Genomic DNA, 26,702 nt, shown 5'->3' with positions numbered 1-26,702 from the left:
ATTGGAAATAGGCCGCGACTGCACAGGCAGCGCGGCCTTTTCTTTGTTTACAAATCTTCACGCAATCTTTGTGCTTTTGTCTTAACATTCATCCTTGGAAAGCAGGGGATGTGGCGCGCGATGGACGCGGACAGGGCTGTCATCGATAAACTGGATAGGTCGCCAGCGGCGCAGAGGCGCGGCATGGCGGTCGATGTGCGCCTTGTAACTGCTGCAGAATTCCTTTGCGATACGGGCCTGCACGCAGTCTTGGGTGAGATTGCGAAGAGTCCCGCCGAACCCAATGCCTTTTCAGAATATTGGTATCTGGCCGCCGCTGCGGACAAATTATGCCCCGGGGATGATTTGCGTTTTGCGATTGTCAGCGATGCCGAGATTATTGGCTTGTTTCCGATGCAGCATATGCCGGCTTACGCCCGGCTGCCGATTGCGCATCTTCAGAACTGGCTCAACCCCAATGCCTTTCTGGGCGCGCCGTTGATCCGACGCGGTCATGAAGAGGCTTTCTGGTCAAAATTGCTGACTTTCCTCGATGGTCATGACGGTGGAGCGAATTTCCTGCATCTGCGCGCCATGGCGGGCGAGGGCCCTGTGATGGCGGCATTGCACCGCATCTGCGCCGCACAGAAACGCCAGATTGCGCAGGTCCATAACGAGGGGCGCGCGCTGTTGGAACGTGGCCTTGCGCCCGATGCCTATCTTGAACAGGCGGTACGCGGAAAGAAGCGCAAGGAATTGCGTCGTCAGCATAAGCGCCTGGCCGAACTCGGTGCACTCAACTGCGAGCATGGCTTTGGCGCGCAAGGGCTTGATGGCTGGATCGACGAATTTCTCGCGCTCGAACGGCGCGGCTGGAAGGGGGCCAACGGGTCAGCGCTCGATTGTGCAGACAAGACGCGGGCAATGTTCCGCGCTGCGCTACAAGGCGCGCATAGCGCAGGCCGGCTCGACCTGCTGGCATTGCGGCTTGATGGCCGTGCGATCGCAATGCTGGTGAATTTCCTCTGCCTGCCTGGCGCGTTTGCCTTCAAGACCGCGTTTGACGAGGATTATTCGCGCTTTTCGCCGGGCGTTTTGCTGCAGATCGAAAATCTTGAACTTCTCAACCATGCCGACCTTGCCTGGTGCGATAGCTGTGCCGCACAGGACCATCCCATGATCGACAGCATCTGGACGGGGCGGCGCGCCATTGGCCGCTATTCGGTTGCGATCGGTGGCCCGTTGCGGCGTGCGGCATTTGCGGCAATGATCGGTGCAGAAAAGGCCAAGGCAAGGATCAGGCAGATCGTCGGCAGCTCAAACAGGATTGGCAGTGGATTGAAGCAATGACAGCCATTTTCGGGGACGCGGCGTTAGCCTGCTTTGCGGGCAATTATCCGGAAGCCGCGCACAAAGTTGAGCATGATTTGCGGGACCATCCGTTGCTGACGCTAAATGCGCTGGCGCGGCTGGGCGAAAGCCTGCCTGCAGCGTCGGTTGAATATAATCGGGGCGATCTGCCCACCGGCGTCGATCCTGAAAGCGACATCGCAAACGGCCTGTCGATTGGCGACACGATCCGCCATGTCGATAGCTGCCGCAGTTGGGCGGTGCTGAAGAATATCGAGCAGATGCCCGATTATCGCGATCTGTTGCTGTCGCTGCTGGGCGAACTGAAACCGCTGATCGAGGCGAAAACCGGGGCGATGCTGATGCCGCAGGGGTTCATTTTTGTGTCATCGCCTCAGGCAGTGACGCCCTATCATTTCGATCCCGAACATAACATCCTGCTGCAATTGAAGGGCAGCAAGACGATGACCCAGTTTCCGGCGGGTGATCCCCGTTTTGCGCCAGACGAAACCCATGAAGGCTATCATACGGGCGGGCATCGCAACCTTATATGGCGCGACGAACTGGCTGCGGGCGGAACGCCATGGACGCTCGTTCCGGGCGAGGCGGTGTTTGTCCCTGTGATGGCGCCGCACCATGTAAAGGTCGGCCCCGACCCGTCCATATCATTGTCGATTACATGGCGGAGCGACTGGAGCTATGCCGAGGCAGATGCCCGTGCGTTCAACCATCTGTTGCGCAAGGCAGGGCTGCGACCCCTAGCTCCCGGGCGCTATCCGGCGCAAAACCGGCTTAAGGCCTATGGCTGGCGGATCGTCCGAAAGCTGCGCAAAGCCGGTTGATGCCGCGCCTCACAGGTGCATCAAAACCGCTTGCGGAAACTCAACTCAACAACGCGGCCTTGCGGATCCAGAAAGCCCCGCTGATAGCTTAGCGGCTGGTTCCCCGCCGCATCGCGCACCTTCACATAATCGTCGAACAGGTTTTCCACGCGCACGGCGATACGGCTCCCCTTCAGCCAGGGCAGTTTCTTGGTCAGATTGCCACGCTGGTCGAGGCTGACAAACAGAAACAGGTTCATCGCCATCTGGTCGCTGAAATACAGGTCGGTGCTGCCGGGAAGGCCGCTGCCATCGGCGCGTGTGCTGCCTCTATAACTGCCCTCAAAGCGCAGTCCCATGCCCTTGTGGAATAGGCCGCCATTGAGCGACAATTCATGCCGCGGCGCGCCGCCCAGATTGCTGGTGGCAGAGCCATCGAGCAGATCAAGAACGGGCACGCCCGGACGGATCAGAATTTCCTCTTGTATCCGGTAAGTGTGATAGAGCGCGATGCTCCAGCGGCTGGGTGGGCCACCCATGCCACCCATCATCATCCCACCGCGACCGCCGCCTGGCCCGCCCATGCCCATCGGCCTAGCGCCACCAGTCGGCGCACCAGCGCCTTGCGGACGCGCGCCTGCGGGGGCGGGGGCGGCAGCGGCTTGCGGGCGTGCGCCTGCCGGCGCGGCTGTACCCGGTCGGCCAAAGCCGCCAGGCGAGGGCTGGGCGCCCAATGCGCCGGAAATGTTGAAACCCCAGCGGATCCGCTGGCCCCGTTCCTGATCAAAATTGACGGCACGCTGGTCAAGGCGCAGCAATTGGCCATTGGCGGCGCGGGTCACGCGCCCCGGAAAGGCGGCCTCGATTTCGGGTGTCAGGATCGGGAAAGCCGATGTGGTGTTGTCGCTTCGGTTGCGGAAATATTCGAACTGCAGCGACAGGCTTTCGACAAATTTCGGTGACCAGTCGACACCCAGTTTCAGGTCGCGGCGGCTTTCGGCTTGCAGGCCGGGATTGCCGCCGGTGACGACTTCGATGAAGCGGCTTTCATTGCGCGTAAAATCGAAGACCGCGACATTGGGGGTGACGATCAGCGGATTTCCAAGCTGCCCCAGCGACGGCGCGTTTTCATCGCCGATGATCGATGCGGTGAAGCTGAGATTATCGGCCGGCTGCCAGCGCAGGCCCGCGCCATATTCGATCAGCGTGCCGAAATCGGAAAGGTCGGTGAAACCCATATTGCCGTTGACCGAGAGCCTGCCGATGCCGCCCAGCGCGCCGACGCCGCGATCGACCAGCGGCAATTCGAGGTTGAACGCACTGTTGATATTCTCACGCGTCAGATCGGCGGAGGTGACGATAGCACGGCGCACGGCGACGCTGTCGATCGTCTGCCGGTCAAAGCCGTTGCGCAGGGTGATCTGCGCGGTTCCTGCCTGCCAGTCGAACAATTCGCCGGCAAAGGTGCTGCGCATGGAAAGCGTGCCGCTGCTGCTGTCGGCGGTATCGGGAGCGGTGAACAAAAGGTCGTTGCCCAGCGTGGAAGCAAAGGGATTGACCGTTCCCGCAGTGATGCCGCTGCGCAGTGCGGTGAAATCACCATTGGTCTGGGTCAGCGTTTCGCTGTCGATCAGCGTATAGTCGCCGGTCAGTGCCCAGCGCCATCCGGCGACCGGCAGGTTGAGGGAAAAGCCGGTCTGCGCGGTTTGCGTCGTGCGTTCGCGGTTTAGCGGACGCGGGTTTTCGAAATAGCGGTTGACGACAACATCTGTGCCAAAGGGGTTGGTAGCGTTGCTTGCCGGCACGGCCAGGCTGGCAAATGGCAATCCTAAAAGGCTCTGCTGGTCTTCGGATTCGAGCCGGCCGTTCAGCGAAAAATTGCTCTGTGGGCCAAGCACTTTGCTCCATGTCGCGTTGGCGCTGTAGCGCTGCGAACTGGGCAGCAGGGTACGGAACTCGCCAATATTGCCCGATGCCGGCTGGTTGGCGGTCGTGGCAAATCCAGCCAGTGTCGGCGTGCCGGGTACAGCGGCGATGGTCACGGGACGGCCGACCAGCGCGTTTAGCGCCGGGCTAATCGATGCACCCGAAATGGCTGACAAGACATTGCCCTGCAGTGCAAAGGGCGCTGCTGTCTCGCTAGACACTATGTCGCGCTCATCCTCGGTGATGCGGCTCTGGCTTTCGAATTCGAAATCGATGTTGAGCCGGTTGTCCTTGCCGATGCGGGTGAAGGTTGTTTCAAATTCCTTGCGGCTGAAACCCCCGTCTTGGGGAAGCGCGAGGTCGGTTTCGACACTGAATGACGCGAAATTGTCCTTAAGGATGAAATTCACCACGCGCTGGTCGGGACGGAATCCATATTTCAGCGCCAGTTCTTCCGGGAAGATCTGGACCCGGCGGATTGCCTCTGGCGGCAGGTCGCGCAATTCGCGGAAACTGCCGATGCGCTGGCCGTTGAGCAGGATGACCGGAGGTCCGCCGGCGCCGCGTCCACGCCCGCTTCCCGCCTGTGGTGCCACGGCAGTCAGGATATCGGCAACAGAAGATGCGCCCAGTCCTTCAATCTCGTCGGCGGATAGTTCGTCAATGGGTGGAACGTCAGTATCGACCGAGCCGCGAATCCGTTCGGCGGTGACGATGATTTCCTGCGCCGGCTTTTCCTCCGCGCTTGGCGGAATCGCCTCCGCTGCACTGGTGTCTGCAGATGCATGGACCGGAAATGCCAACAGCGAAGCTGCGCAGAACAAGGTCGTTTTCGTTCGCAGAGAGAGGGTCGCAAGCATGGGGAGAATGTCCGATATTCGTTTGAGTGTTATTTATGGGAACTATGGGCGCAATTAACAGTCCCATTTTTGTAGTTTTTTGTCGCAAAGCGCGGCCCGATCCAAGGGTGAAACAGACGTTCAGCTCGCTCTTTTCTTTTCTCCATGTTGTCGCTAAAGGCGCTGCACCTTCCCGCCAATATAGAAAAAATCTGTAAGGGGCCGAATGGCAAAAGAAGAACTTATTGAAATGCGCGGCACGGTGCGCGAGCTGCTGCCCAACGCAATGTTCCGCGTCGAGCTGGAAAATGGTCACGAGATTCTCGGCCATACCGCTGGCAAGATGCGCAAGAACCGTATTCGCGTTCTCGTCGGCGACGAGGTGCTATGCGAAATGACCCCTTATGATCTGACCAAAGGCCGGATCACATATCGTTTCAAATAAGGACGGCCGCCTTGCGGCTAGCCCTTGCCTCTTCATCCCCGCGCCGCCGCGATTTGCTCGCCCGGATTGGTGTTACGCCAGCCAGGATTGCATCCCCCGATATCGACGAAACGCCGCTAAAGGGTGAAATTCCGCGCGTCTATGCGCTGCGCCTTGCTGAACAAAAGGCGCGCGCGGTTGCCCGTGAGGCGGACGAGATCGTGCTGGCAGGCGACACCACGGTCGCCGTTGGACGGCGCATCCTTCAACAGGCGAGTGATGCAGCAATGCAGCGGCAGTTCCTTGAACTGCTGAGCGGGCGGCGGCACCATGTGTTGAGCGCGGTGTGCGTGATCGATACCCACGGCCAGGTTCGCACGCGGATCAGTGATACCATCGTCCGTTTCAAGCGGCTTAGCGAGGCGGAAATCGCATCCTATATTGAAAGCGGCGAGGGGATTGGCAAGGCTGGCGGCTATGCAATCCAGGGTCGCGCCGAGGCGCTGGTGGACTGGATGGCGGGAAGCCATTCTGGCGTTATCGGCCTTCCGCTTTATGAAACCCGCGCATTATTGCGTGCGGCCGGCTATCCGGTCGAATGAACCGCACCCTGTTATGGGATGCTGCACCCGGCGAAATGCGCGCAGGGGTTGTTGAAAACGGAAAGCTTGTTGAATTCCGGATCTATCGTTCCTGTTGGCATGCGGGTGCCACGGGAAGCCATTTCACCGCCCGCGTCATCGGTCGCACGTCCAATGGAAAGCCGCTGGTCGATATAGGCGGCACGATTGAGGCGCAGCTTGAACAAGCGCCAAAGCTGCCCGAAGGCGCGCTGCTGGCCGTAGAACTGGTGCGGATGCCGATTGCCGAACCGGGGCGTTGGAAACTCGCTATTGTCCGTCCCGCCCCCGATATTGATATGCAGTCTGCAGCGGGTCCGATTGCGACGGACAGCGCAATGCGACATTTTCTATTGCCTTTGGTGGAGGGAGCCGACCGCATATTGTGCGGCGATGCGCTTGCGGCGCGTGATCTGGCAGGGCTGCTGGGAGACAGGGGGCCGCCGATCGCAATCGACAGTGCCGCGTTGGACGAAGCCGATTTTGAAGGACTTGCCGATCAGGCTGTGCGCGGCGAATTTCCCGTTGAAGGGGGGCTGTTGTCGGTAGAGCGCACCCGCGCCATGACCCTGATCGATATTGACGGCGGCGGTGATCCGTTGGCGCTCAATTTGGCGGCAGCACAGCAGATACCCCGCCTTTTGCGCCTGCTTGATATTGGCGGGCAGGTGGGCATCGATTTCCTTGCGCTGCCCGACCGTGCCGCGCGGCAGCGGGTCGATACCGCATTGGCAGACGCCTGTGCCGTGCTTGGCCCGCATGAGCGCACAGCGACCAATGGTTTCGGTTTTGCGCAGATCGTGCGCCCGCGCAGCCGGCCATCAATCCCCGAAATATTATGCGCGATAACGCCCGGTCGACTCTCGGTTGAAAGCCGGGCGGTTGCCTTGTTGCGGCAGGCCGCCCGTTCCGTTGGCGCAGGAACCCGGCGGATCGTTGCACCCCCGGCGACTATCGATGTCCTGCGGGCTTGGCCTGACGCTGTGGGAGATGCGGCAACGTTGCTCGGTTATCCCATCGAACTGGTTTCCGATTCATCTGTTGCAGGCTATGGGCATGTCCATGTCCAATCCTAAAGCCTCCGCCTGTCCGCTCTGCGGCCACCCAGAAGACGCACAGCATAAGCCATTTTGCAGCAAGGGCTGTAAGGATCGTGACCTTCTGAACTGGCTGGGCGAAGGCTATCGGATGAAAGGCCCGCCCGCCGACCCGGACCTGCCTGAAGACTGGCCGGAAAATTGGGATGGCGACAGGTGAAATAGGGGCTGGACAACCCCCCGCTGCCCTGCCTATAGGCGGCGCTCCAAATCGCGGTGTGCATGGCCCATCGCAGATGCCTCGGTAGCTCAGTTGGTAGAGCAGCGGATTGAAAATCCGCGTGTCGGTGGTTCGAATCCGCCCCGAGGCACCACTTCCCCAAATTCAGAAATCCGCTTTGCGTGCTGCAATGCAGGCCGCTGTTGTTGGCGTTTTATGCCCGCGTTTCCGGCATGAAAAAAGCCGACCTTTGCAGGCCGGCTTTCTTCGTTTTTCAGGCCTTTGCAGGCCTTATGTTGGATAAGATCAGAACTTATACTTGACCGACGCGCCATAGGTGCGCGGTGCTGACGGGTAGCCCGAGATCGAACCCGACTGCGCCACCGACGGGAAGATCGTCGTGATGTAGCGTGCGTCGGTCAGGTTGCGGCCCCACAGCGTGACTTGCAGACCTGAATCAAGGCGATAGGTCAGCGACGCGTTGAGGGCGTTCACTTCGCGCTGATAGCGGCTGTTGGCCGGGTTATCGTCCAGAGCGACCTGTGCTTCATGGTGATAGTCAGCGCTGAGGATCAGCGCGTTCGAATTCGCCATTTCATGCGTATAGGTTGCACCGATCGTCATCGACAGTTCGGGGATACCGGCGGGCTGGCGGCCCGACAGATCGCCAAAGGCGCTGCCGACATAGCTGTCATATTTCGGATCGAGATAGGTGAAGTCGAGGTTGATCCGCAGCGGATCAATCGGCGACACGCTGCCGTCAAATTCGACGCCGAAGGTCGACTGCTTGCCCGCATTGGTCAGCACGAAGCCGGTACCGATAAAGGCATTGCCCTGGAAGCCCTTGATCGACTGGTCGAACACGGTGATGTTGAAGGCAACATTATCCCAGCGCGCCTTGATGCCTGCTTCCATGACGGTTGCATTTTCCGGGTTCGCATAACGCGTGCCGGTCGTCAGGTTGTTTGGCAGGTTTGCGCCTGCTGCAGTGCGGATGGGCGAAGCGGCAGGGGCAGGGAACTGGGCCGCCGAACCTGGAATGAAATCGGCTGCGAAGGGACGCGAGTCGATCGAAAGGTTCCAGGAAGTTGCCTTGAAGCCCGTGCCATAGCTTGCATAGACGTTGATGTTGTCTGTCGCTTCATAGGCCAAACGGATCGAGTAAGACCAGTCACTGTCGTTTGTCCGACCGCTTTCCACCGCATTGGGGATGTTGAGGAAGGGGGGGATGAACTGCAGAGGACGCAGGCCCAGGAACGGGTTGCAGGTTCCTGCCGGTGCACCCGTTGCGCAAGGCGTGGTGCGCGGGAACAGTGCTGCCGTCTGGCCCGGGAACGAACCGGCGGGGATGGTTGCCGGAATGCCTGCATTTGCACCGACGCGCACCAGATCAACCGACGAGAAGACGTCGGTGGTCACGGTGTTGCTGAGGACGTTCTTCTTGTCCTTGGTGTAGTTGAAGCCGCCGGTCAGCACGAGACGATCGGTCAGTTCCCAATCGACCGAGCCGAAGAGCGACCATGCGGTGTTCTTATAGTCCCAGTCTTCGAAACGGCCCTGGCCCTGCGCACCGAACTGCGTGGTCGCAGTGGCTGCCGGAAGGCCGGCAAGCGCACGGATCGTGGGCTCAAGTCCGCTATATGCACCGCCGCTGAGCAGGCTTGCATAGTTGCGGAAATCACGACCGAAAGTCAGCGCCTGCTTGTTGCCGATGTCTTCCTTGAAATAATAGCCGCCGAGCAGGAAGTTTACTGGTCCGTCAAAGTCAGACGTCAGGCGAAGTTCCTGGGTGATCGTCTTGATGTCAACGTCACCGAGGTTCTGGCCAATCAGGTCGGCGCTGGTGAAGTCGCTGTCCGCATTGGTCAATGCATGCGATTCACGATAGGCCGAAATCGAGGTCAGCTTGAGGGCGTCAAAATCAAGGTCGCCCTGCAACGAGAAGCCGAAATTTTCGATCTGGTTGGTCGATGCGAAGTTGTAATATTCGTTGTAGGTATTGATCCCGCCCGAATTGACCCGGCCGCCCAGCCCGCGAATGGCGTTGCCGGTGGGGCCATCAAGGACGTTGCCGACAAAGCAGCAATTTTCGTCAATCTTGTCATAATCGGCGATGAAGCGGAAGCTGGCGCTGTCGCTCGGCTGGAACAGCAGCTGGCCGCGCGTGCCCCAACGATTGCGTTCGTTGGTCCGGCTGCCATCGGCAAGGTTGATCGCATAACCGTCGCGCTTGTTGTAATTGCCGCCGATGCTGAAGGCGAGGGTATCGCTGATCGGGCCGGTGACATCGGCCTTGGCGACGATTGCGTCAAAATTGCCATAGCTGAGTTCGGCCGAACCGCCGAATTCGAACTGCGGGGCGGCAGTGACGATCGAGATCACGCCTGCCGAAGCGTTTTTGCCGAACAGCGTCGACTGAGGGCCGCGCAGCACTTCGACGCGCTGCAGGTTGGGCAGATCGCCAATCTGGGCGGCCGAACGCGAACGATAGACGCCGTCGATGAACACGCCGACCGACGGTTCGATGCCAGGGTTGTTGGCGCCATTGCCGAAACCGCGGATGATGAAGTTGGTGTTGGCCGAGCTCTGCAGCTGGCTGACGCGCAACGAGGGGACCAGTGTCTGAAGGTCGTTCAGATCGCGCACATGGGCACGTTCGATTTCTGCACTGGATGTTACCGATACGGCAACCGGCACTTCTTCAAGCGTCTGTTCGCGCTTGGTTGCGGTAACGACGATAACTTCTTCGTCATTTGCAGAGGCTGCAGCATCATCTTGCGCCACCGCCATCGACCCGATACCGAGCGATGCAATGCTGATGGTTGAAAGCAACGCCACGCGCGCTGCCTGCTTCGCTATTTTCATGATCATTCTCTCCCGTTGAATGTCGTGCCGACAATATGGTCGGCGTTTCTGTGGCAGTAGGGCAGACCGCCTCCCTGCCAGGATCAGTTTGGCCTAGGTAACCATGGCGCGTCGCGTAGCCGCTCGGTCATGGGCGCGCAATGCGGTAAGACTGGCATGTGATAATTCTTCGTTCAGCGCGGCAAATTTGCAACATCATGTTACAATTTAAGGAGGTGTTGTTCCGACGCCGCATGGTAAGGCACTGGGATTGAGGGAGGAGCGAGGCATGGCAAAGAAGTGGCGCTGGATTTTGGGGGGTGCGGTGATTGCGGCCGCGCTGTTGTTCGCCGGTCGGCAATATCAGTCGGAAATCGGTGAAGCGCTGTTCGCCCGCGCTGTCGGCGAACGGGCAGGGCGCGATGTAACCACGGGGCTTGCTGACGGGCTGCATGTCGCATTGTGCGGCACAGGTTCACCCTTGCCCAATGCCGATCGCGCTGGTGCATGCACCGTTATCATCGCGGGAAAGCGGATTTTTGTCGTCGATGCGGGAGAAGGCGGCGCGCGCAATATCTCGATGATGGGCATCCCCAATGGCAAGATCGAACGGTTGTTGCTGACGCATTTCCACTCTGATCATATCGACGGCATGGGCCCCATGATGCTGCTGCGCTGGACCGGCAGTTCGGCAACCACGCCCTTGCCGGTGCACGGACCTGAAGGTGTCGAGGCTGTGATTGCGGGGTTCAACGCGGCCTATGCGCAGGACAATGGCTATCGAACCGCGCACCATGGCGCCGCGATCACGCCGCCATCGGGGGCTGGAGCGCTTGCGGTTCCTTTCGCAATGGCCGGGGATAGCGCGGTTGTGTTTGACGATGGCGGAGTGAAGATCACGGCATTTCGCGTCGATCATACGCCGGTATCGCCTGCGGTCGGTTATCGCTTTGACTATAAGGGCCGGTCGGTCGTGATCAGCGGTGACACAGCGAAATCCGCCAATCTGGAAAAGGTTGCCAAGGATGCGGACCTGCTGCTGCATGAGGCGCTGCAACCCAGGCTGGTCGAAAAGATGACGGCAGCTCTTGAAAAGCGGGGCGCGGAAAACACTGCGAAGATCACCCGCGACATCCTCGATTATCATGCCTCACCTGAAGAGGCCGCACAAAGCGCGGCGCGGGCCGGGGTGCGCGAACTGGTCTTCACCCATATCGTGCCGCCCATGCCGGTCCGTTTCTTCTATCCCGCCTTTGTCGGGCGATCGGCGGACAGTTTTGACGGCAAGATTGTGGTGGGCGAAGATGGCATGATGATCAGCCTTCCTGCAGGCAGCAAGGCAATTGAGCGGCAGACGTTGATGTAACCCGTGCGCGCCGCTAAAGAGGCGGTCGTTCGGGAAGGGGCCTATGCAAGTCAGGGTGACAGCATTTGATGTAGCGCAGCGCGCGGGTGTCACCCAGCCGACGGTGTCGCGTGCGTTGAGCGGCAGCCCCAAGGTCAGCGACGAAACCCGTGCGCGGGTGATCGAGGCGGCGCGTGAACTGGGCTATGTAATCAACCAGAATGCCACCCGGCTGCGGCGCGGCGAAACGCTTACCCTCGCTGTGGTTCTGATCGGCCGGGCCGGCGAAAGCCCGACCGAAACCAATCCCTTCTATTTCTCGCTTCTGGGCAGCATTGCCGCCGCTGCAGCGGCTCAGGGTTATAACCTTATCGTTTCCTTCCAGGACAGCCCCGACAATTTCTTCGGCCAATATGATGATGCGCGGCAGGCCGATGGCATGATCGTGATTGGCACGACGCAAAATGCGGAGGCATGGGAGTATTTTCGCGGGCTCGACCATCCGGGCAAGGCCTGGGTCTGCTGGGGCGCGCCCGATGACGAACTGCGCTGGGTGCGCAGTGAAAATGAAGGTGGTGGCCAGATTGCGGCGCGTTACCTGCTTGGATGCGGGCGGAGTGCGCCTGCCTTTATCGGCGCGCGTGCTTCGCAACAGCGCCAGTTCGGTGAACGCTATGATGGCTTTGTCGATGAACTCGCCAAATCCGGGATCAAGCCGTTATTTGTCGATGTCGACGAAAATTTGTCGCGAGAGGAACAGGGCGTCAAGGCGGTAGCGTCACTGATCGAAAGCGGGCAGCATTTTGACGCAATCTTCGCCGCCTGTGATCTGACTGCACTCGGCATATTGCGCGAACTGGCAAACCACGGGGTTTCCGTTCCGGGCGATGTTTCGGTGATCGGTTTTGACGGCATCCGTGCCGGCAATTATTCCTCACCGCCTTTGACGACGATCGAACCCGAATTCGATCAGGCAGGGGCATTGCTGGTCCAAAATGTGCTGAACCGTATTGCCGGCCAGCCGGTGACCGAACGGCGCGTGCCGGTTCATCTGGTGAAGCGGGGAAGCTAGGGCCCGCTTAGCTTTCGAGGCCGAGCACCTGGGGCATGGTGTAGCGCCCCGGATTTTGCGCCTGCAGCCAGCACGCCGCCTTTACCGCGCCACGTGCAAAGATCATCCGGTTTTCCGCACGGTGGGAAAGGGTGATGCTCTCTTCATTGCCGGCAAAATATATCTGGTGATCGCCGGCAATTGTGCCGCCGCGCAGCGAGGCAAAGCCGATTGCGCCTTCGCGCCGTGCTCCGGTGATACCGTCACGCCCGCGCTCGCTATGGCTGGCAAGATCGACATGGCGGCCCGCCGCTGCCGCTTCGCCCAGCAGCAAGGCAGTGCCCGATGGTGCATCAACCTTCATCCGGTGGTGCGCCTCGACAATCTCAATGTCCCAATCAGGGCCCAGCCGCGAGGCCGCCTCTCGCACCAGTGCCGCCAGCATGGTGACGCCCAGTGAAGTGTTGCCGGTCTGGAGTACGGCAATGTCCTGTGCGGCATCGTCGATCAGCCAATGGTGCCGTTCCTCAAGCCCTGTGGTGCCGATAACAATGGGTTTGCCGGCTGCGATGCAGGCGGAAAGATTGCTTTCAAGCGCATGGGGGGATGAAAAGTCGACCAATATGTCGGACGCGGCGACGAGTGCGGCAAGATCGCCATCCTTGTCGATGCCACCGGCATGAACAAGGCCTGCTTCCTCTATCGCTGAAACTAGCGCATGGCCCATGCGTCCATTCGATCCGATGATACCGATTTTCGTCATGCTTGCCCGCCTTTGATTTTGATGCTTCATGGTCGAGATGGCCGATATTCGCAATATTGTTATCCTAACCGGCGCGGGCGTTAGTGCCGAAAGCGGGATTGATACTTTTCGTGACGCAGGCGGATTGTGGGAAAAACATCGCGTCGAGGATGTGGCAACGCCCGAAGCCTTTGCCCGCGATCCCGATCTGGTGCTGCGTTTTTACGATATGCGCCGCGCCGCGATTCAGACGAAACAGCCCAATGCCGCGCATCATGCGCTGGCACGGCTGGACCGCGAATGGCGGGGCGAGGGACGCAGCCTGACGATCGTGACCCAGAATGTCGATGATCTGCACGACCGGGCCGGAGAGATGGCCGGTGTGGGCAATGAGCGGCTGATCCATATGCACGGGACGCATTTGACGGCATGGTGTCTTTCCTGCGACGATCGCCCCGATTGGCGCGAACCGTTGATTGACCGCCCTGCCTGCCCGGCATGCGGTGTTGAAGGCCAGTTGCGGCCGGACATCGTCTGGTTCGGCGAGATGCCCTACCATATGCAAAAGATCTATCATGCGCTCAATCGGGCCGACCTGTTTGTTAGCATTGGTACCTCAGGCGCGGTCTATCCCGCGGCGGGTTTTGTGCGCGAGGCGCGGATGAACGGGGTGCGGACGATCGAGCTGAATCTTGAACCGTCGCAGGGCAGCCGCTGGTTCGATGAAGCGCGCCATGGCCCGGCTACGCAGATCGTGCCGGACTGGGTCGATGAAATCCTGTCGGGCGCAGGCAACTGAGGTGAAGGACAACCCCTTTCTTGATGACGGCCCCGATATTGCCAGCCGCCTTGCCGATGTTCCGGGTATCCGGTCGATGTTGCAGCAGGCCGCGCGCGAACAGCGGGCGATGAGCTATTCCGAAATGCTGATGATGCTTGGCTTTCGCTTTACCCGGCCCAAGATGCGCGCGCTGTGTCGCACGCTAGACCGGATCGATGCCGAGGCGGCCTTATGTGGCGAACCTGCGCTCGCCTGCCTTGTGGTGCGCGAGGGCGACGGCCTGCCCGGGCAGGGCTGGTGGGTCGGTCGTGAGGACTATAAGGGCGTATGGGAAGGCGCAGAGGCGCGTGCCTATCTGGCCGGACACCAGCAACGCGCCTTTGACTATTGGTCGGCACGCTGAAGCTTTTCCCTTGCCAAGCTGCGCGCCATGCCTAACGAAAAGGGCATGGAGGACTTTCAAGATAAATTGGCAGCCTGCATGGACCGGGTGCTCGGCGACCGTGCAGCGATCGAGAATCTGGGCCGGCTTTCGGGCGGCGCAAACATGGAAAGCTGGAGCTTTGACCGCGCGGGGCAGGGTTATGTCCTGCGCCGCGCCCCGTCTGCAGCTTTCATGGAAGGCCGCGCTTTTGGCCATGATGTAGAGGCGGCGCTGGTGCGTGCAGCACATGCCGGCGGCGTGCTCGCCCCTATTGTGGTCGGCGATCTGGTTGAAAACGATGATCTGGGAACCGGCTATATCATGCGCCGGGTCGCGGCTGAGGTGAACCCTGCCAAGATCCTTTCGGCACCCCCAGCATCGCTTTTGGCCGATATTGCTCGCGAAATGGCGCGCATCCATGCGATCCGGCCGCGGGCCGATATTGCGATCCCGCTAATGGATACGGCCGATGCGCTTGCCGAGCTGAAAAAGCGCTTCATTGCCTATGGCGGCGACCGGCCGGTGATCGCGCTCGCGCTGCGCTGGTGCGAGGCGCATCTGCCGCCGCCTGCCGATCCTGTCCTTGTCCATGGCGACTTTCGCATGGGCAATGTGATGGTCGATGCAAACGGACTTGCTGCAGTGCTCGATTGGGAATTGGCGCATTGGGGCGATGGCCATGAGGATCTGGCCTATGGCTGCATGGCGGTATGGCGCTTTGGCCATTTTGACCGGCCAGCCTTTGGTGTGGGGGATCTGGAAAGCTATTTTGCCGCCTATGAAGCGGCCGGGGGCATGCCTGTTGACCGGACGCGCTTTCGTTTCTGGCTGGTCTATCGCACGCTTTGGTGGGCGCTGGGCTGCATGCAAATGGCCGAAATTTGGCGCATTGGTGCTGACCGCACGCTCGAACGGGCGGTGATTGGCCGGCGGACGAGCGAGAATGAGGTCGACCTGCTGCTGCTGCTGGAGGAAGATGCGCCCGAGGCCGAAAGGCAGCCGGTGGCTGCGCCCGCATCCATCCCAGCCCGCCGCGCAGGTGAGCCTTCGACGGTCGAGATGCTGGAGGCGATCCGCCTCTGGGTTGATGACAGCGTCAAGGCAAAGGCTTCGGGTCGTGACAAGTTCATGGCGGCGGTTGCGATGAACGCGCTCGGCATGTTGATCCGTGAGGCGGAAAATCCGGTCGAAGTTCATGATGCCGCGCTTTCGGCGGCATTGTTGGCGGGCAAGCAAAGCCTAGCAACGCCGGGCCTGCTGCAAAGGCTGCGCGCGACGATGCTCGCCAAACTGGCCAATGACAGCCCCAAATATGCCTCGCTCGCTGCTGCGAAGGCGCGCTGGCTGGCCGGTTGAGATGCAACAAGGCGCTGAACGTGCCATAGTTTGCGCCGTCCGGCCGCATGGGGAGGTGGGGGCGATTGTCCGCTGTCTGACGCAGGAATATGGGCTGCTTGCGGGCTATGTTCAGGGCGCGCGGAGCAGGACGCTGCGCCCGGTGCTGATTCCGGGCAATATCGTCTCGGGCGAATGGCGCGCACGCACATCGGGGCAGCTTGCGTCGCTGTCAGTGGAGTTGCAGCACAGCCGCGCGCACCTGCTCGGCGAACCGCTGGCGACGGCGGCGATTGAGTGGGCCTGCGCGCTCACCGCCTCCACATTGCCCGAAGCCTATGCCTATCCCCAGCTTTTCCTTGCGCTGGATGGCTTGCTTTCGGCGGTCGAATTGGCACCGGCCGCCCGCGGCTGGGCCGTTGCCATGGCCCGTTATGAAACATTGCTGCTCGCAGAACTGGGCTATGGCACGCGCGATGCGTTCGAAGGCGAAGGTACCGGTGCCGCGTTGAAGGCGATGGCCGGCAATCGCGAGGCGTTGATCCGGCATGTGCTGGGGGAGAAGCGCGCCGATGTGCTCGCGGCACGCGAAAGGCTGGTCGACCGGCTGAAAAGGGCGGTTGCATAAGCCGGTTCGAGGGGGCAAAGGCACCTGCAAAGGACAGCCGCCGCTCAGGTTGCTGCTAGTATGGACATTGGATTGATATGCTAATCGCCCTCATGCCCGGAGACGGGATCGGACCTGAAGTCATTGCCGAAGCGCGCCGTGTTCTGGATGCGCTCGATTTGCCCGGGCTGACCTATGAAGAGGCGCTGGTGGGCGGTGCGGCCTATAAGGCTGTGGGACATCCGCTTCCGCCTGAAACGCTAGACCTTGCGCGCCGCGCTGATGCGATCCTTTTTGGCGCGGTGGGCGACCCGGATTGTGACCGGCTCGAACGGCATTTGCGCCCCGAACAGGCGATCCTTGGCTTGCGCAAGGAGTTGGAGCTTTTTGCAAATCTGCGCCCGGCAAAGCTGTTTCCCGAACTCGCAGACGCATCTGCGCTGCGCCCAGAGGTTGCCGCACAGATCGACATGGTGATCGTGCGCGAAACCAATGGCGATGTCTATTTCGGCGAAAAGGGCATGCGTACCACCGCCGATGGCAAGCGGCAGGGCTATGACATCATGTCCTATGACGAGGATGAAGTGCGCCGCATCGCCCGTGTCGGTTTTGAAACCGCGATGGCGCGTGGCAAGAAGCTCTGCTCGGTCGATAAGGCCAATGTGCTGGAGACCAGCCAATTGTGGCGCGACGTGGTGATCGAAATGGCGGCCGACTATCCTGAAGTCGAACTGAGCCACATGTATGTCGATAATGCCGCGATGCAGTTGGTGCGCAACCCTGGCCAGTTCGACGTGATCGTCACTGGCAATCTTTTTGGCGACATATTGTCGGATCAGGCCAGCATGTGTGCCGGATCTATCGGCATGTTGCCCAGCGCAACGCTCGATGCCGCGCAGAAAGGGCTGTATGAACCCATTCACGGCAGCGCGCCCGATATTGCCGGGCAAGGCAAGGCCAATCCGCTGGCGACGATCCTGTCGGCGGCGATGATGCTGCGCTATTCGCTGGGCCATGCTGCGGCGGCCGACCGGATCGAGGCTGCGGTTGCCAAGGCGCTCGCCGCTGGTGTGCGCTCGCCCGATCTGGGCGGCAGCCACAGCACCCGCGAAATGGGTGATGCTGTGCTTGCAGCATTGACCTGAACCCTGCTCCATCCGAAAAGCGACCCATGAAGAAAACCACCGGCCTCAATCGCGAGATTACCTCCAAATGGCGGCCCGCCACGCAAGCCGTGCGCGGTGGCACCTGGCGCAGCGAACATGGCGAGACGTCAGAGGCGCTGTTCCTGTCATCCGGCTACACTTATGATGACGCCGAAACCGTTGCGGCCCGCTTTGCAGGTGAACAGCAGGGCATGACCTATAGCCGGTTGCAGAATCCGACCGTTGCGATGGTCGAAGAACGCATCGCGCTGATGGAAGGGGCGGAGGCGTGCCGGATGCAGGCCACCGGCATGGCGGCGATGACCACCGCTTTACTGTGCCAGTTGAGCAGCGGCGACCATGTGGTTGCCGCCCGCGCGGCATTTGGTTCGTGCCGCTGGTTGACCGACAGCCTGCTTCCGCGCTGGGGCATTACCACCACGACGATCGACAGCCGTGATAATGATGCCTGGAAAGCGGCAATCCAGCCCAACACCAAGGTGTTCTTCTTTGAAACACCGGCCAATCCGACCATGGATATTGTCGATATGGCTTATGTCTGCGGCTTGGCGAAAGAGCATGGCATTACCACCGTTGTCGACAACGCCTTTTCCACCAGCGTGCTGCAACGCCCGCTGGATTATGGTGCCGATGTCGTGGCCTATAGCGCGACCAAATTGATGGACGGGCAGGGCAGGGTCCTGGCCGGCGCGGTGTGCGGGACGGAAAAGTGGATCACCGACGTGTTGCTGCCTTTCCAGCGCAACACCGGCCCCAATTGTTCGCCCTTTAACGCATGGGTCGTGCACAAAGGCCTCGAAACGCTGGAACTGCGCGCGATGCGCCAGTCAGAAAATGCCCTGACAGTCGGACGTTTTCTCGAAAAGCGTGTGCCCAAAATGCTCCACCCCGGCCTTGCCAGCCATCCACAGCATGAACTGGCGATGCGCCAGATGAAGGCCTGCGGGCCTATCTTCAGCTTCGTCCTCGACGGCGGCCGGGCGCAGGCTATGGCGCTGCTCAATGCCCTCGAACTGATCGATATATCGAACAATATCGGTGACAGCCGCAGCCTGTGCTGTCACCCGGCATCAACAACGCATTTCAGCGTCTCTGCCGAACAGCGTGCGTTGATGGGTGTTGAAGAAGGGATGCTTCGGATCAATATCGGTCTTGAAGATCCGCAGGATTTGATCGACGATCTGGATCAGGCCTTGTTAAAGGTCGGTCTCTGAACCTTAATTTGCAGGATGTAGCGCCGTGATACTCGATTCCTTTTTCAAAGAATCTGCAACCACAAACGGCGTTACCGTGCGGGTGATTACCGATTTTCTGGATGATCAGTCGGTTCCGGCGCAGAAACGCTGGTTCTGGTCTTATCATATCCGTATCGAAAACCACCGCGACGATGCCGTCAAACTACTGACCCGGCACTGGAAAATCACCGATGGCACCGGAAAGATCAGCCATCTGGATGGTGATGGCGTTGTCGGCGAACAGCCCTTGCTGCGCCCCGGCGGCAGCCATGATTATGTATCGGGTTGCCCGCTGACTACGCCCAGCGGCACCATGGAAGGTCATTACCGCTTTCTGCGTGATGGCGGCGAAACCTTCCTCGTCAATATCCCGCTCTTTGAACTGGTGGCTCCGGCAACGGCAAGATGAAGCGTACGCATCTTCCCTTGAATGGCCTGCGCGTATTTGACGCGGCGGCCCGCCATCTCAGCTTTACCAAGGCGGCAGACGAGCTTGCCGTTACACCTGCGGCGGTCGGCCAGCAGATTCGCGCACTGGAAGATATGCTGGGCGTCGTGCTGTTCCGCCGTACGCCCAAGGGATTGGAACTGACGCCTGAAGCGGACAAGGGCCTCGATGCTCTGCGCGCCGGTTTCCTGCAGTTTGAAGAATCAGTGCGTGCGATGCAATCGGGGCAAAGCTCCAACTATCTGACCATTGCTGCTCCGCGTGATTTCACCGCCAAATGGTTGACGCCCCGGCTCGCCCGTTTTGGTGCCGCCAATCCGGACGTACAGTTTACGCTGGTATCAGCCGATGATGATGTCGATTTTACCGAAGCCAATCTCGATCTTGCGATCCGCCTTGCGGAAGGCCCCGGCGAACATGAAGGCGTAAAGCTGGGCGATGGCGCCTTTGTTCGTGTTGGCGCTCCAGACGGCGGCGCCACCACGCGGATCAGCTGGCCGGGCTGCCCCATGGCCGAAGGCGAGGCCGGGCTTCGGTTGGGCGATGCCGGGCTTGCCATTGATGCCGCCGCGATCGGTCTGGGTGAGGCGGTTGTGCCCTTTCTGTTGGTTGCCGGTGATCTCGATTCGGCGCGCGTACGCGCGCTGGACAACAGCCGCGAACATCCGCTTGCCTATTGGCTGGTCGCGCCATTGCCGCAATGGCGGCAAAAGAAGGTCAAGGCGCTGGTCGAAGCATTGACCGCATGATTGCGCCGACCCTGCGCACAGACCGATTGGTCTTGCGCCAACTGACACTTGAAGATGCACCGGCATTATTTGATGTTCTGTCAGACGGCGAGGTCATGCGTTACTGGTCGAGCGGACCGCATAGTGACGTTGATGAAAGCCGCGATTATATCGGCTGGAATGCCGATAGCAGCGCCGATCATGTCTGCTGGGCCATTACGGTTGATGGCACCGCCGCGCTTGGCTGGGTGATCTTGCTGCCGCATCGCAGCAACAATCTTGAACTCGGCTATATTCTCGGCCGGACGCATTGGCGCAATGGCTATGCCCATGAAGCCATTTGCTGTGCGCTGGATTACGCCTTTGAACAGCTTGGCGCACGGCGCGTCATGGCTGACACCGACCCCGAAAATGCTGCGTCGGTCGGTCTGCTGAGCAAACTTGGCTTCCAGCGCGAAGGGTATTTGCGCGAGGAATGGGAAACCCATATCGGCATACGCGACAGCCTGATCTTTGGATTGTTGCGGAACGAATGGGCGGTGCGCAAGCTCAGTTGAGAGCGACCCCGACGAGTCTTTCCATCAACGCCGCGAAACGGGCTTTGTCGATCTCTTGCTGGGTGTCGTTCCAACTGCCGCTGGCGATATACCATTTGCCCGCGGGCGATTGCAGAAGATAGCTCATCGAGATCACCCCCGGTTCCGACCCGCCCTTATAACCGACATAACGCCATTTCTTTGCGGCGGCCGCGCCCAGCCCGTCGTTGATCGAAAGAATAGCCATCATCCGGTCATCGCGCTGCATGCGAATGTGCCGCATCAGATTGCCAATGTCCTGCGCTGAGGCGAACCATTCGATTGTATCGATCGATGCAGGTGCGCCGCCGATACTGCCGCCGGTTGCATTTTCCAGCGTGAGATGCGCTGCCTCCTTGTCCAGAAGCACACGTTGCTGCGCTTCACTAGCGGCGAGAAAACGGGTGCGCAGCGGCGCGTCTGCTTTCAATGCAAAGGCTTCCACCGTCGACAGGAAGGGCAGGGTCTTGTCGGGTGCACTATGGCCGATGCTCGCCAGTTTCTGTTCGACGGCCTCGCGCCCCAAAAGCGACAGCAGCGTATCGGTTGCGCCATTGTCGCTGACCGAAATCATCCATCCGGCCAGCGTGTGCAGCGTGACCGGGCTGTCCTTGGGCCAGCCCTGCGTTGCCGTGGAGGAAAAACTGTGATGCGTCAGCGGCACGACATCGTTCCACTGGCGCTTTCCGGCACGCACCTCGCTCGCCAATTGGGCCAGGATATAGAGCTTGAAGGTCGAACCTATGGCGAACTGTTGATCGGAATTGCGGCTGGCAATCGGGCTGATTCGTCCGTCGTCGTTCAACGCGGCAAGCAGGAAGCCGCTGCCGCCCGGTAGCGCGGCAAACTCTGCGCTGATCGCTTCCACGCTGTCGCCGGTGACTTCAAAGCCCGATATCAACAGGCCGATTACTTTGCCCACTGCACCCGGTTCGACATCGACTTCGACGGTCGCGACTGCCTTTTCAAAGGCCAGTTTGACGGTTGCACCATTGGATCGGGCGGGCGTGGCCGAGACAATCCGGGTCGGTTGCCCATATTGGGCGGTGATGCTTGCGCTGATCGCCTTGAACTGTGCGGATGGCACGGCGGCAAGAAATGTGGGCGAGAAAAAGCTTTCCGGCGTGATTTCACCTTTGATCAGCGGCACCAACTGACCAATGCGTCGATCAATCGTTGGGGCGGGCTTTGCGGCATCTTTTGCCGGTTCTCGCGCGGCAACAGGTTGGGCCAGCGACAATGGGGCCATGGCGGCAAGGGCGGCAAACAAACAGAAATTGCGCATCGCGATCTCCTTAGACGTTGCCCCTGTCTGCCCGCTTAATCAGGCATCAATGGCTGCTTCGTCAAGCGTTGTCGCATGTTCCTGAATGAAGCGGAATCGCGCTTCGGGGCTTTTACCCATCAGTTGCTCGACGCGTTCCTTCACCGCCATTTGCCGCTGATACTCATGCGGCAGGGTGATGCGGATCAATGAACGGCTTTTCGGGTCCATGGTCGTTTCGCGCAACTGGCCGGGGTTCATCTCGCCCAGACCTTTGAAACGGCCAACCTCGACCTTCTTGCCCTTGAACTGCGTGGCTTCCAGTTCGGCACGGTGCGCATCATCCTGCGCATAGGCGCTTTGGCTGCCAGCTGTGAGGCGATAGAGCGGCGGACGTGCAAGATAGAGATGGCCGCGCTCCACAATGGGGGCCATTTCCTGAAAGAAAAAGGTCATCAAAAGCGTCGCGATATGCGCGCCGTCGACATCTGCGTCGGTCATGATGATGATCCGGTCGTACCGCAGATTGTCCGGGTCGCAATCTTTGCGCACGCCGCAGCCCAAGGCCAGCGTCAGATCGGCAATTTCCTGATTGGCGCGGATCTTGTCGGCGGTGGCCGATGCCACGTTCAATATCTTGCCGCGAATGGGCAATATCGCCTGCGTTTTGCGGTCACGCGCCTGTTTCGCGCTGCCGCCGGCGCTGTCGCCTTCGACGATGAACAATTCGGTGCCGGCCGGATCGTCGGACGAGCAGTCAGTGAGCTTGCCGGGCAGGCGGACCTTCTTGCCGCTAGTCGCGGTCTTGCGCTTGACCTCACGCTCGGCTTTCCTGCGCAGCCTGTCATCGACCTTTTCAAGGATGAAGCCGAGCATCGCCTTGCCGCGTTCCATATTGTCGGCAAGGAAATGGTCAAAATGGTCGCGCACCGCGTTTTCGACCAGCCGCGCTGCTTCGGGTGACGTTAGCCGGTCCTTGGTCTGGCTCTGAAATTGCGGGTTGCGGATGAATACCGACAGCATCAGTTCGGCTTCGTTGAAGATATCGTCGGCGGTGATCTGGGCTGCTTTTTTGTTGCCTACCAGCTCGCCAAAGGCCCGCAGCCCCTTGGTCAGCGCGGCGCGGACGCCGGCTTCATGCGTGCCGCCATCGGGGGTGGGGATGGTGTTGCAATACCAGCTATAGCTGCCGTCCGAATAAAGCGGCCATGCGACGGCCCATTCGACGCGACCTTGCTCGTCGGGGAATGTCTGATTGCCGTGGAAGAAATCGGTGGTGACGCAATTGCGACTGCCCAATTGCTCCTTCAGATGGTCCGCAAGCCCGCCTGGGAACTGGAATACCGCTTCTTGCGGCACATCTTCGCTGGCGAGCGATGGGTCGCATTTCCAGCGGATTTCGACACCGGCAAAAAGATAGGCCTTTGATCGCGCCAGCTTGAACAGCCGCGCCGGCTTGAACTTGGCGTCCTCGCCAAAGATTTCGGGATCGGGGGTGAAGGCGATGCTTGTGCCGCGCCGGTTGGGGGTGGGGCCCATTTCCTCCAGCCCGCCCAGCGCCGCGCCGCGCGCGAAGCATTGGCGGTAAAGCTGCTTGTTGCGGGCGACCTCGACCACCGTGTCGGTTGAGAGGGCGTTGACCACCGAAACGCCGACGCCGTGCAAACCGCCGGAGGTGGCATAGGCCTTACCCTCGAACTTGCCGCCCGAATGGAGCGTGGTCATGATCACTTCGAGGGCGGATTTGCCGGGAAATTTGGGGTGCGGATCAACCGGGATGCCGCGGCCATTATCGGTGATCGTCAGCCTGTTGCCGGTACCCAGCGTGATTTCGATGCGCGTGGCATGGCCTGCAACCGCTTCATCCATCGAATTGTCGAGAACCTCGGCAGCAAGATGGTGCAGCGCCCGTTCATCGGTGCCGCCGATATACATGCCGGGCCGCCGCCGGACAGGCTCAAGCCCCTCCAGAACCTCAATTGCCGAGGCATCATAGCCGCTTGGTTCAGAACCGGCAGGCACTGCGCCGCCGAACAGGTCATCACTCATGTCGCCGCTATAGGCGCTGCGGAGTCAGCGGCGCAAGAGAGCGGCGAAATGGCTTGTGGAAAACACTGGCTTTGTCGTTGCCAGTGCCGTGCGGGTTTAGCGGACGCGCGGGGTGCCGAAGGGCATGGGCGGCGGTGGCCGGCGCACGCCGCGCGGCAATTGCGCCTGATAGGCACGGCCGCAATGCTCGACACAATAAGGAAAGCCGGGATTGACCGCGACGCCGCAGAAATGAAAGTCGGGCTCGCCCGGATGGCCCATCGGCCAACGGCATACCTTGTCCGAAAGATCGAGCAGGCTGGTCTTGTCGGCGATTTCCGGGCTCGGCTTGGCGGGCACCAGACGGCGCGGCGGGGCAGGCGGGATGGGAGCCTGCTGGTCGCCGGGGCCCTGACGCATGAAGCCGCCGGGGCCGATCGAAACGATTTTCGGCATGTCCGATTGCGGACGCGGGGCGACAGGTGCGGCCGGCGCAGCGGCTGCCGGTGCACGCTCCGGTTGCGCAGGCGCGGCAGCGCGCGGAGCGACCTTTTCGGCAGCTTTCGGCTTCGCCTTGGCTGCGGCAGGTGCAGGTTTCGCGTCTGTCTCATTCGCCTTCACGGGCGATGGGCGCGATTTCAGGCCAAGGCGGTGCGCCTTGCCGATCACCGCGTTGCGGCTCACTCCGCCAAGTTCATCGGCAATCTGGCTGGCAGTCAGGCCCTTTTCCCACATGGATTTAAGGCGATCGATCCGTTCGTCGGTCCAGGACATCGAAAACTCCAACTTTCATTTTAGCGGCGCTAAAGGGGTGCAGATGATAAAAGCGCCTTGCCGCGCAAGGGGCAAGCCGATAGTCCAAAATATGATGACTATCCAGAATAATTCCACCCGCCCTGCCGAATCTGGTGATGATGCGCTTCCTATTCAAGGTGAGCGCTTGATCCGCAACGTCAATTGGGTCGGCTTGAAGACGCTCTATCTTAAGGAAGTGCGCCGCTTCATGAAGGTACAGACGCAGACCGTCTGGGCGCCTGCAATCACCACTTTGCTTTATCTTATCATCTTCACCGTCGCGCTGGGGGGCATCAAACCGTCAGTGCTGGGCGTGCCCTTTGCCGATTTCATTGCACCGGGCCTGATCATCATGGGGATGATGCAGAACAGCTTTGCCAATAGCAGCTTCTCGCTGCTGGTCGGCAAGATCCAGGGGACGATCGTCGATTATCTGATGCCACCCTTGTCCAATCTGGAATTGCTGGTCGCAATGGTGGGTGCGGCGGTTACGCGCGCAGCGATGGTGGGCTGTACCGTCTGGCTCGCCATGGCGTTATGGCCGGGCGTCAATGTGACGCCGGTGCATTTCTGGGCGGTATTGTGGTTCGGGCTGATGGGGGCGATGTTGCTGGCGCTGATCGGCGTGATGACATCAATCTGGGCGGAAAAATTCGATCATGCGGCGGCGATCACCAATTTCGTTGTCGCGCCCGCCGCCTTGCTGTCGGGCACCTTTTACTCGGTCGATAAATTGTCGCCTACCTTTCAGGCGATCAGCCACGCCAATCCCTTCTTCTACGCCATTTCGGGCTTCCGCTATGGCTTTATTGACAGTGCCGACAGCCCGATCCTGTTCGGCGCGTTTTTGCTGCTCGGGATCAATATAGTGCTGGGCGTCACCTGTTATGCGCTGCTGCGCTCCGGGTGGAAGCTGCGTAACTGAGTGGCTCCTCTCGAAGGCGGGGCGGGCCCGTTCAGATCAGGGTTCAGGCGTCCAGGTCTGCGCCTGACAGATAGGGCCAACACAGCCCTTGACGACCAGATTGCCTGATTTGCCTTTATACACGACCGAACGGTAGGTTCTGCCAGAACGGGGGTCGTAAATCTGGCCCTTCCATTCCTTTCCATCCGATTTGAAACCCGACAGCAGGTTGATGCCCAGCAGCGGGCGACTGCGCAGCGCGGGATTGGAATTATTGACATCTTTCTGCGCATTGCCGCCCGGTGGCGGGGTCAGAAATTTGGCGAGCTTGCCGCAAATGGATTCGCCGCAGGCATAAACTTCAACCACGCCATCCTTGGTTTGCGTAATCCATCGACCGGTAATTGGCGCGCCTGCTTGCGCCGCCGTTGAAACAGCCGCCAAGAATAGCGCCGAAAGCATGTATTTACGCATGGGATCAGTGTCTCCTTAGGCCGAATTTTAACGCATCGATTGCGGGAAGCAATGCTTTTGCCGCAAGCCACTTGCCAGTTGCAGAAGCCATGCTAGGCCGCATCGCATGACCGAGACGCTCCTGTTCGATTATTGGCGTTCTTCCGCCAGTTACCGTGTTCGCATTGCCCTAAACTTGAAAGGCGTGGATTATCAGGCGGTCCCGACCGACCTACTCGCCGCTTCACACAAGGCGGCCGATTATGTCGCACGCAATCCGCAAGGCTTTGTGCCCATGCTCAGCATTGATGGCCATGATTTGACGCAGAGTCTTGCGATTATAGATTATCTGGATGCCAACTATCCCGATCCGCCGATGGTTTCCTCGGATCCTGCAACGCGCGCGAAAACGCTGGCGCAGGCGCTGGTCATTGCAGCGGACATTCACCCCGTGAACAATCTGCGCATATTGGGATATCTGAAAAGCGAATTTGGTGCAGGCGATGCAGCGGTCGCCAAATGGTATCGCCACTGGATCGTCGAAGGCTTTGCCGCGCTGGAGGCGATGGCCCCAGAGCAGGGGCTTTTCGGGGGCGATTTGCCGAACCTGGCCGATGTCTGCCTTGTCCCGCAAATGGCCAATGCCCGCCGATTTGATACCCCGCTGGACGCATTTCCCAAGCTGGTGCGCATCGATGCGGCGTTGCAGGCGCTCCCGGCCTTTGCCAAGGCCGCACCGGATGCGGTGAAGCCGGCATGAA

26 protein-coding genes and 1 tRNA gene are annotated in these 26,702 nt (G+C 60.2%); 20 read left to right on the top strand and 7 right to left on the bottom strand.

The genetic code is table 11. The features are described 5' to 3' along the window. Nucleotides 1-120 precede the first annotated feature (120 nt). Nucleotides 121-1,329 carry a GNAT family N-acetyltransferase gene (locus RSE16_12475; GenBank protein ID WRH75514.1) on the top strand — a complete coding sequence of 403 codons (1,209 nt, stop codon included), beginning with the start codon at nucleotides 121-123 and terminating at the stop codon, nucleotides 1,327-1,329. After that, the gene (locus tag RSE16_12470) at nucleotides 1,326-2,171 is read left to right on the top strand and encodes a transcriptional regulator (protein WRH75513.1); all 846 of its coding nucleotides are present in this window, start codon (nucleotides 1,326-1,328) and stop codon (nucleotides 2,169-2,171) included. Before RSE16_12475 ends, RSE16_12470 begins: the two co-directional genes overlap by 4 nt. Before the next feature lie 20 nt (nucleotides 2,172-2,191). Here the strand turns inward: RSE16_12470 and RSE16_12465 are convergent, their stop codons facing one another. After that, nucleotides 2,192-4,879 carry a TonB-dependent receptor gene (locus RSE16_12465; GenBank protein ID WRH75512.1) on the bottom strand — a complete coding sequence of 896 codons (2,688 nt, stop codon included), beginning with the start codon at nucleotides 4,877-4,879 and terminating at the stop codon, nucleotides 2,192-2,194. A gap of 262 nt (nucleotides 4,880-5,141) precedes the next feature. Between RSE16_12465 and infA the strand changes: the two genes are divergently transcribed. The 5 genes from infA (at nucleotide 5,142) to RSE16_12440 (ending at nucleotide 7,370) form a co-directional block, all read left to right on the top strand. Continuing rightward, a complete protein-coding gene (gene infA, locus RSE16_12460) occupies nucleotides 5,142-5,360 on the top strand; it encodes a translation initiation factor IF-1 (protein WRH75511.1) in 219 nt (72 codons plus the stop codon). 11 nt (nucleotides 5,361-5,371) lie between these two features. Further along, nucleotides 5,372-5,941 (top strand): nucleoside triphosphate pyrophosphatase, encoded by a 570-nt coding sequence (locus tag RSE16_12455; protein WRH75510.1) that lies wholly within the window; start codon nucleotides 5,372-5,374, stop codon nucleotides 5,939-5,941. Next, on the top strand, nucleotides 5,938-7,035 hold the full coding sequence (locus RSE16_12450) for a ribonuclease E/G (GenBank protein WRH75509.1): 1,098 nt from the start codon (nucleotides 5,938-5,940) through the stop codon (nucleotides 7,033-7,035). The genes RSE16_12455 and RSE16_12450 overlap by 4 nt, the downstream gene beginning before the upstream one ends. Further along, complete coding sequence (gene yacG / locus RSE16_12445; protein ID WRH75508.1) at nucleotides 7,016-7,216, top strand: DNA gyrase inhibitor YacG; 201 nt, start codon at nucleotides 7,016-7,018, stop codon at nucleotides 7,214-7,216. Before RSE16_12450 ends, yacG begins: the two co-directional genes overlap by 20 nt. A 78-nt stretch (nucleotides 7,217-7,294) precedes the next feature. Beyond that, nucleotides 7,295-7,370 (top strand) — tRNA-Phe (locus tag RSE16_12440). 152 nt (nucleotides 7,371-7,522) lie between these two features. On the opposite strand, the gene RSE16_12435 is transcribed toward RSE16_12440, so the two are convergent. After that, nucleotides 7,523-10,081 carry a TonB-dependent receptor gene (locus RSE16_12435; GenBank protein ID WRH75507.1) on the bottom strand — a complete coding sequence of 853 codons (2,559 nt, stop codon included), beginning with the start codon at nucleotides 10,079-10,081 and terminating at the stop codon, nucleotides 7,523-7,525. 268 nt (nucleotides 10,082-10,349) lie between these two features. Here RSE16_12435 and RSE16_12430 point away from each other — a divergent pair, with 268 nt between their 5' ends. Next, a complete protein-coding gene (locus RSE16_12430; protein ID WRH75506.1) occupies nucleotides 10,350-11,426 on the top strand; it encodes an MBL fold metallo-hydrolase in 1,077 nt (358 codons plus the stop codon). A gap of 55 nt (nucleotides 11,427-11,481) precedes the next feature. After that, a complete protein-coding gene (locus RSE16_12425; GenBank protein WRH75505.1) occupies nucleotides 11,482-12,477 on the top strand; it encodes a LacI family DNA-binding transcriptional regulator in 996 nt (331 codons plus the stop codon). 7 nt (nucleotides 12,478-12,484) lie between these two features. Here RSE16_12425 and dapB read toward each other — a convergent pair whose 3' ends face one another. Next, nucleotides 12,485-13,219, bottom strand: a complete 735-nt coding sequence (dapB, locus tag RSE16_12420; GenBank protein WRH75504.1) for a 4-hydroxy-tetrahydrodipicolinate reductase — start codon at nucleotides 13,217-13,219, stop codon at nucleotides 12,485-12,487. A gap of 37 nt (nucleotides 13,220-13,256) precedes the next feature. Between dapB and RSE16_12415 the strand changes: the two genes are divergently transcribed. The 9 genes from RSE16_12415 to RSE16_12375 all read left to right on the top strand — a co-directional run bounded on the left by RSE16_12415 (nucleotide 13,257) and on the right by RSE16_12375 (nucleotide 20,479). Then, complete coding sequence (locus RSE16_12415; GenBank protein WRH77354.1) at nucleotides 13,257-13,997, top strand: NAD-dependent deacylase; 741 nt, start codon at nucleotides 13,257-13,259, stop codon at nucleotides 13,995-13,997. Next, nucleotides 13,969-14,382 (top strand): ribose-phosphate pyrophosphokinase, encoded by a 414-nt coding sequence (locus RSE16_12410; protein ID WRH75503.1) that lies wholly within the window; start codon nucleotides 13,969-13,971, stop codon nucleotides 14,380-14,382. Before RSE16_12415 ends, RSE16_12410 begins: the two co-directional genes overlap by 29 nt. A 27-nt stretch (nucleotides 14,383-14,409) precedes the next feature. Beyond that, nucleotides 14,410-15,759 (top strand): phosphotransferase, encoded by a 1,350-nt coding sequence (locus RSE16_12405; protein ID WRH75502.1) that lies wholly within the window; start codon nucleotides 14,410-14,412, stop codon nucleotides 15,757-15,759. A gap of 1 nt (nucleotide 15,760) precedes the next feature. Then, on the top strand, nucleotides 15,761-16,366 hold the full coding sequence (locus RSE16_12400) for a recombination protein O N-terminal domain-containing protein (protein WRH75501.1): 606 nt from the start codon (nucleotides 15,761-15,763) through the stop codon (nucleotides 16,364-16,366). Nucleotides 16,367-16,443: 77 nt separating this feature from the next. Next, the gene (gene leuB, locus RSE16_12395; GenBank protein WRH75500.1) at nucleotides 16,444-17,490 is read left to right on the top strand and encodes a 3-isopropylmalate dehydrogenase; all 1,047 of its coding nucleotides are present in this window, start codon (nucleotides 16,444-16,446) and stop codon (nucleotides 17,488-17,490) included. 26 nt (nucleotides 17,491-17,516) lie between these two features. Next, complete coding sequence (locus tag RSE16_12390) at nucleotides 17,517-18,725, top strand: aminotransferase class I/II-fold pyridoxal phosphate-dependent enzyme (protein ID WRH75499.1); 1,209 nt, start codon at nucleotides 17,517-17,519, stop codon at nucleotides 18,723-18,725. 28 nt (nucleotides 18,726-18,753) lie between these two features. After that, entirely contained in the window at nucleotides 18,754-19,155 is a 402-nt protein-coding gene (gene apaG, locus RSE16_12385) for a Co2+/Mg2+ efflux protein ApaG (GenBank protein ID WRH77353.1), read from the top strand. Next, nucleotides 19,152-19,943, top strand: a complete 792-nt coding sequence (locus RSE16_12380; protein ID WRH75498.1) for a LysR family transcriptional regulator — start codon at nucleotides 19,152-19,154, stop codon at nucleotides 19,941-19,943. Before apaG ends, RSE16_12380 begins: the two co-directional genes overlap by 4 nt. Beyond that, nucleotides 19,940-20,479, top strand: a complete 540-nt coding sequence (locus tag RSE16_12375) for a GNAT family N-acetyltransferase (protein ID WRH75497.1) — start codon at nucleotides 19,940-19,942, stop codon at nucleotides 20,477-20,479. The genes RSE16_12380 and RSE16_12375 overlap by 4 nt, the downstream gene beginning before the upstream one ends. Here the strand turns inward: RSE16_12375 and RSE16_12370 are convergent. The 3 genes from RSE16_12370 to RSE16_12360 form a co-directional block, all read right to left on the bottom strand. Further along, nucleotides 20,472-21,782, bottom strand: a complete 1,311-nt coding sequence (locus RSE16_12370; protein WRH75496.1) for a serine hydrolase — start codon at nucleotides 21,780-21,782, stop codon at nucleotides 20,472-20,474. The two genes, RSE16_12375 and RSE16_12370, sit on opposite strands and share 8 nt — an antisense overlap. Before the next feature lie 39 nt (nucleotides 21,783-21,821). Beyond that, entirely contained in the window at nucleotides 21,822-23,810 is a 1,989-nt protein-coding gene (gene parE / locus RSE16_12365) for a DNA topoisomerase IV subunit B (protein ID WRH75495.1), read from the bottom strand. A gap of 96 nt (nucleotides 23,811-23,906) precedes the next feature. Beyond that, complete coding sequence (locus tag RSE16_12360; protein WRH75494.1) at nucleotides 23,907-24,563, bottom strand: GcrA family cell cycle regulator; 657 nt, start codon at nucleotides 24,561-24,563, stop codon at nucleotides 23,907-23,909. A gap of 91 nt (nucleotides 24,564-24,654) precedes the next feature. Between RSE16_12360 and RSE16_12355 the strand changes: the two genes are divergently transcribed. Continuing rightward, entirely contained in the window at nucleotides 24,655-25,509 is an 855-nt protein-coding gene (locus RSE16_12355; protein ID WRH75493.1) for an ABC transporter permease, read from the top strand. Between the two features lie 36 nt (nucleotides 25,510-25,545). On the opposite strand, the gene RSE16_12350 is transcribed toward RSE16_12355, so the two are convergent. Beyond that, the gene (locus RSE16_12350) at nucleotides 25,546-25,962 is read right to left on the bottom strand and encodes a DUF2147 domain-containing protein (GenBank protein WRH75492.1); all 417 of its coding nucleotides are present in this window, start codon (nucleotides 25,960-25,962) and stop codon (nucleotides 25,546-25,548) included. 106 nt (nucleotides 25,963-26,068) lie between these two features. On the opposite strand from RSE16_12350, the gene maiA reads away from it, so the two are divergent. Then, nucleotides 26,069-26,701, top strand: a complete 633-nt coding sequence (gene maiA / locus RSE16_12345; protein ID WRH75491.1) for a maleylacetoacetate isomerase — start codon at nucleotides 26,069-26,071, stop codon at nucleotides 26,699-26,701. The last annotated feature ends 1 nt before the right edge of the window (nucleotide 26,702 follow it).

The organism is Sphingobium sp. (assembly GCA_035196065.1).
Taxonomy (GTDB): domain Bacteria; phylum Pseudomonadota; class Alphaproteobacteria; order Sphingomonadales; family Sphingomonadaceae; genus Sphingorhabdus_B; species Sphingorhabdus_B rara.
Note: the sequence above shows the minus strand (reverse complement) of the source record. Positions and strands in the feature narration are given on the sequence as shown.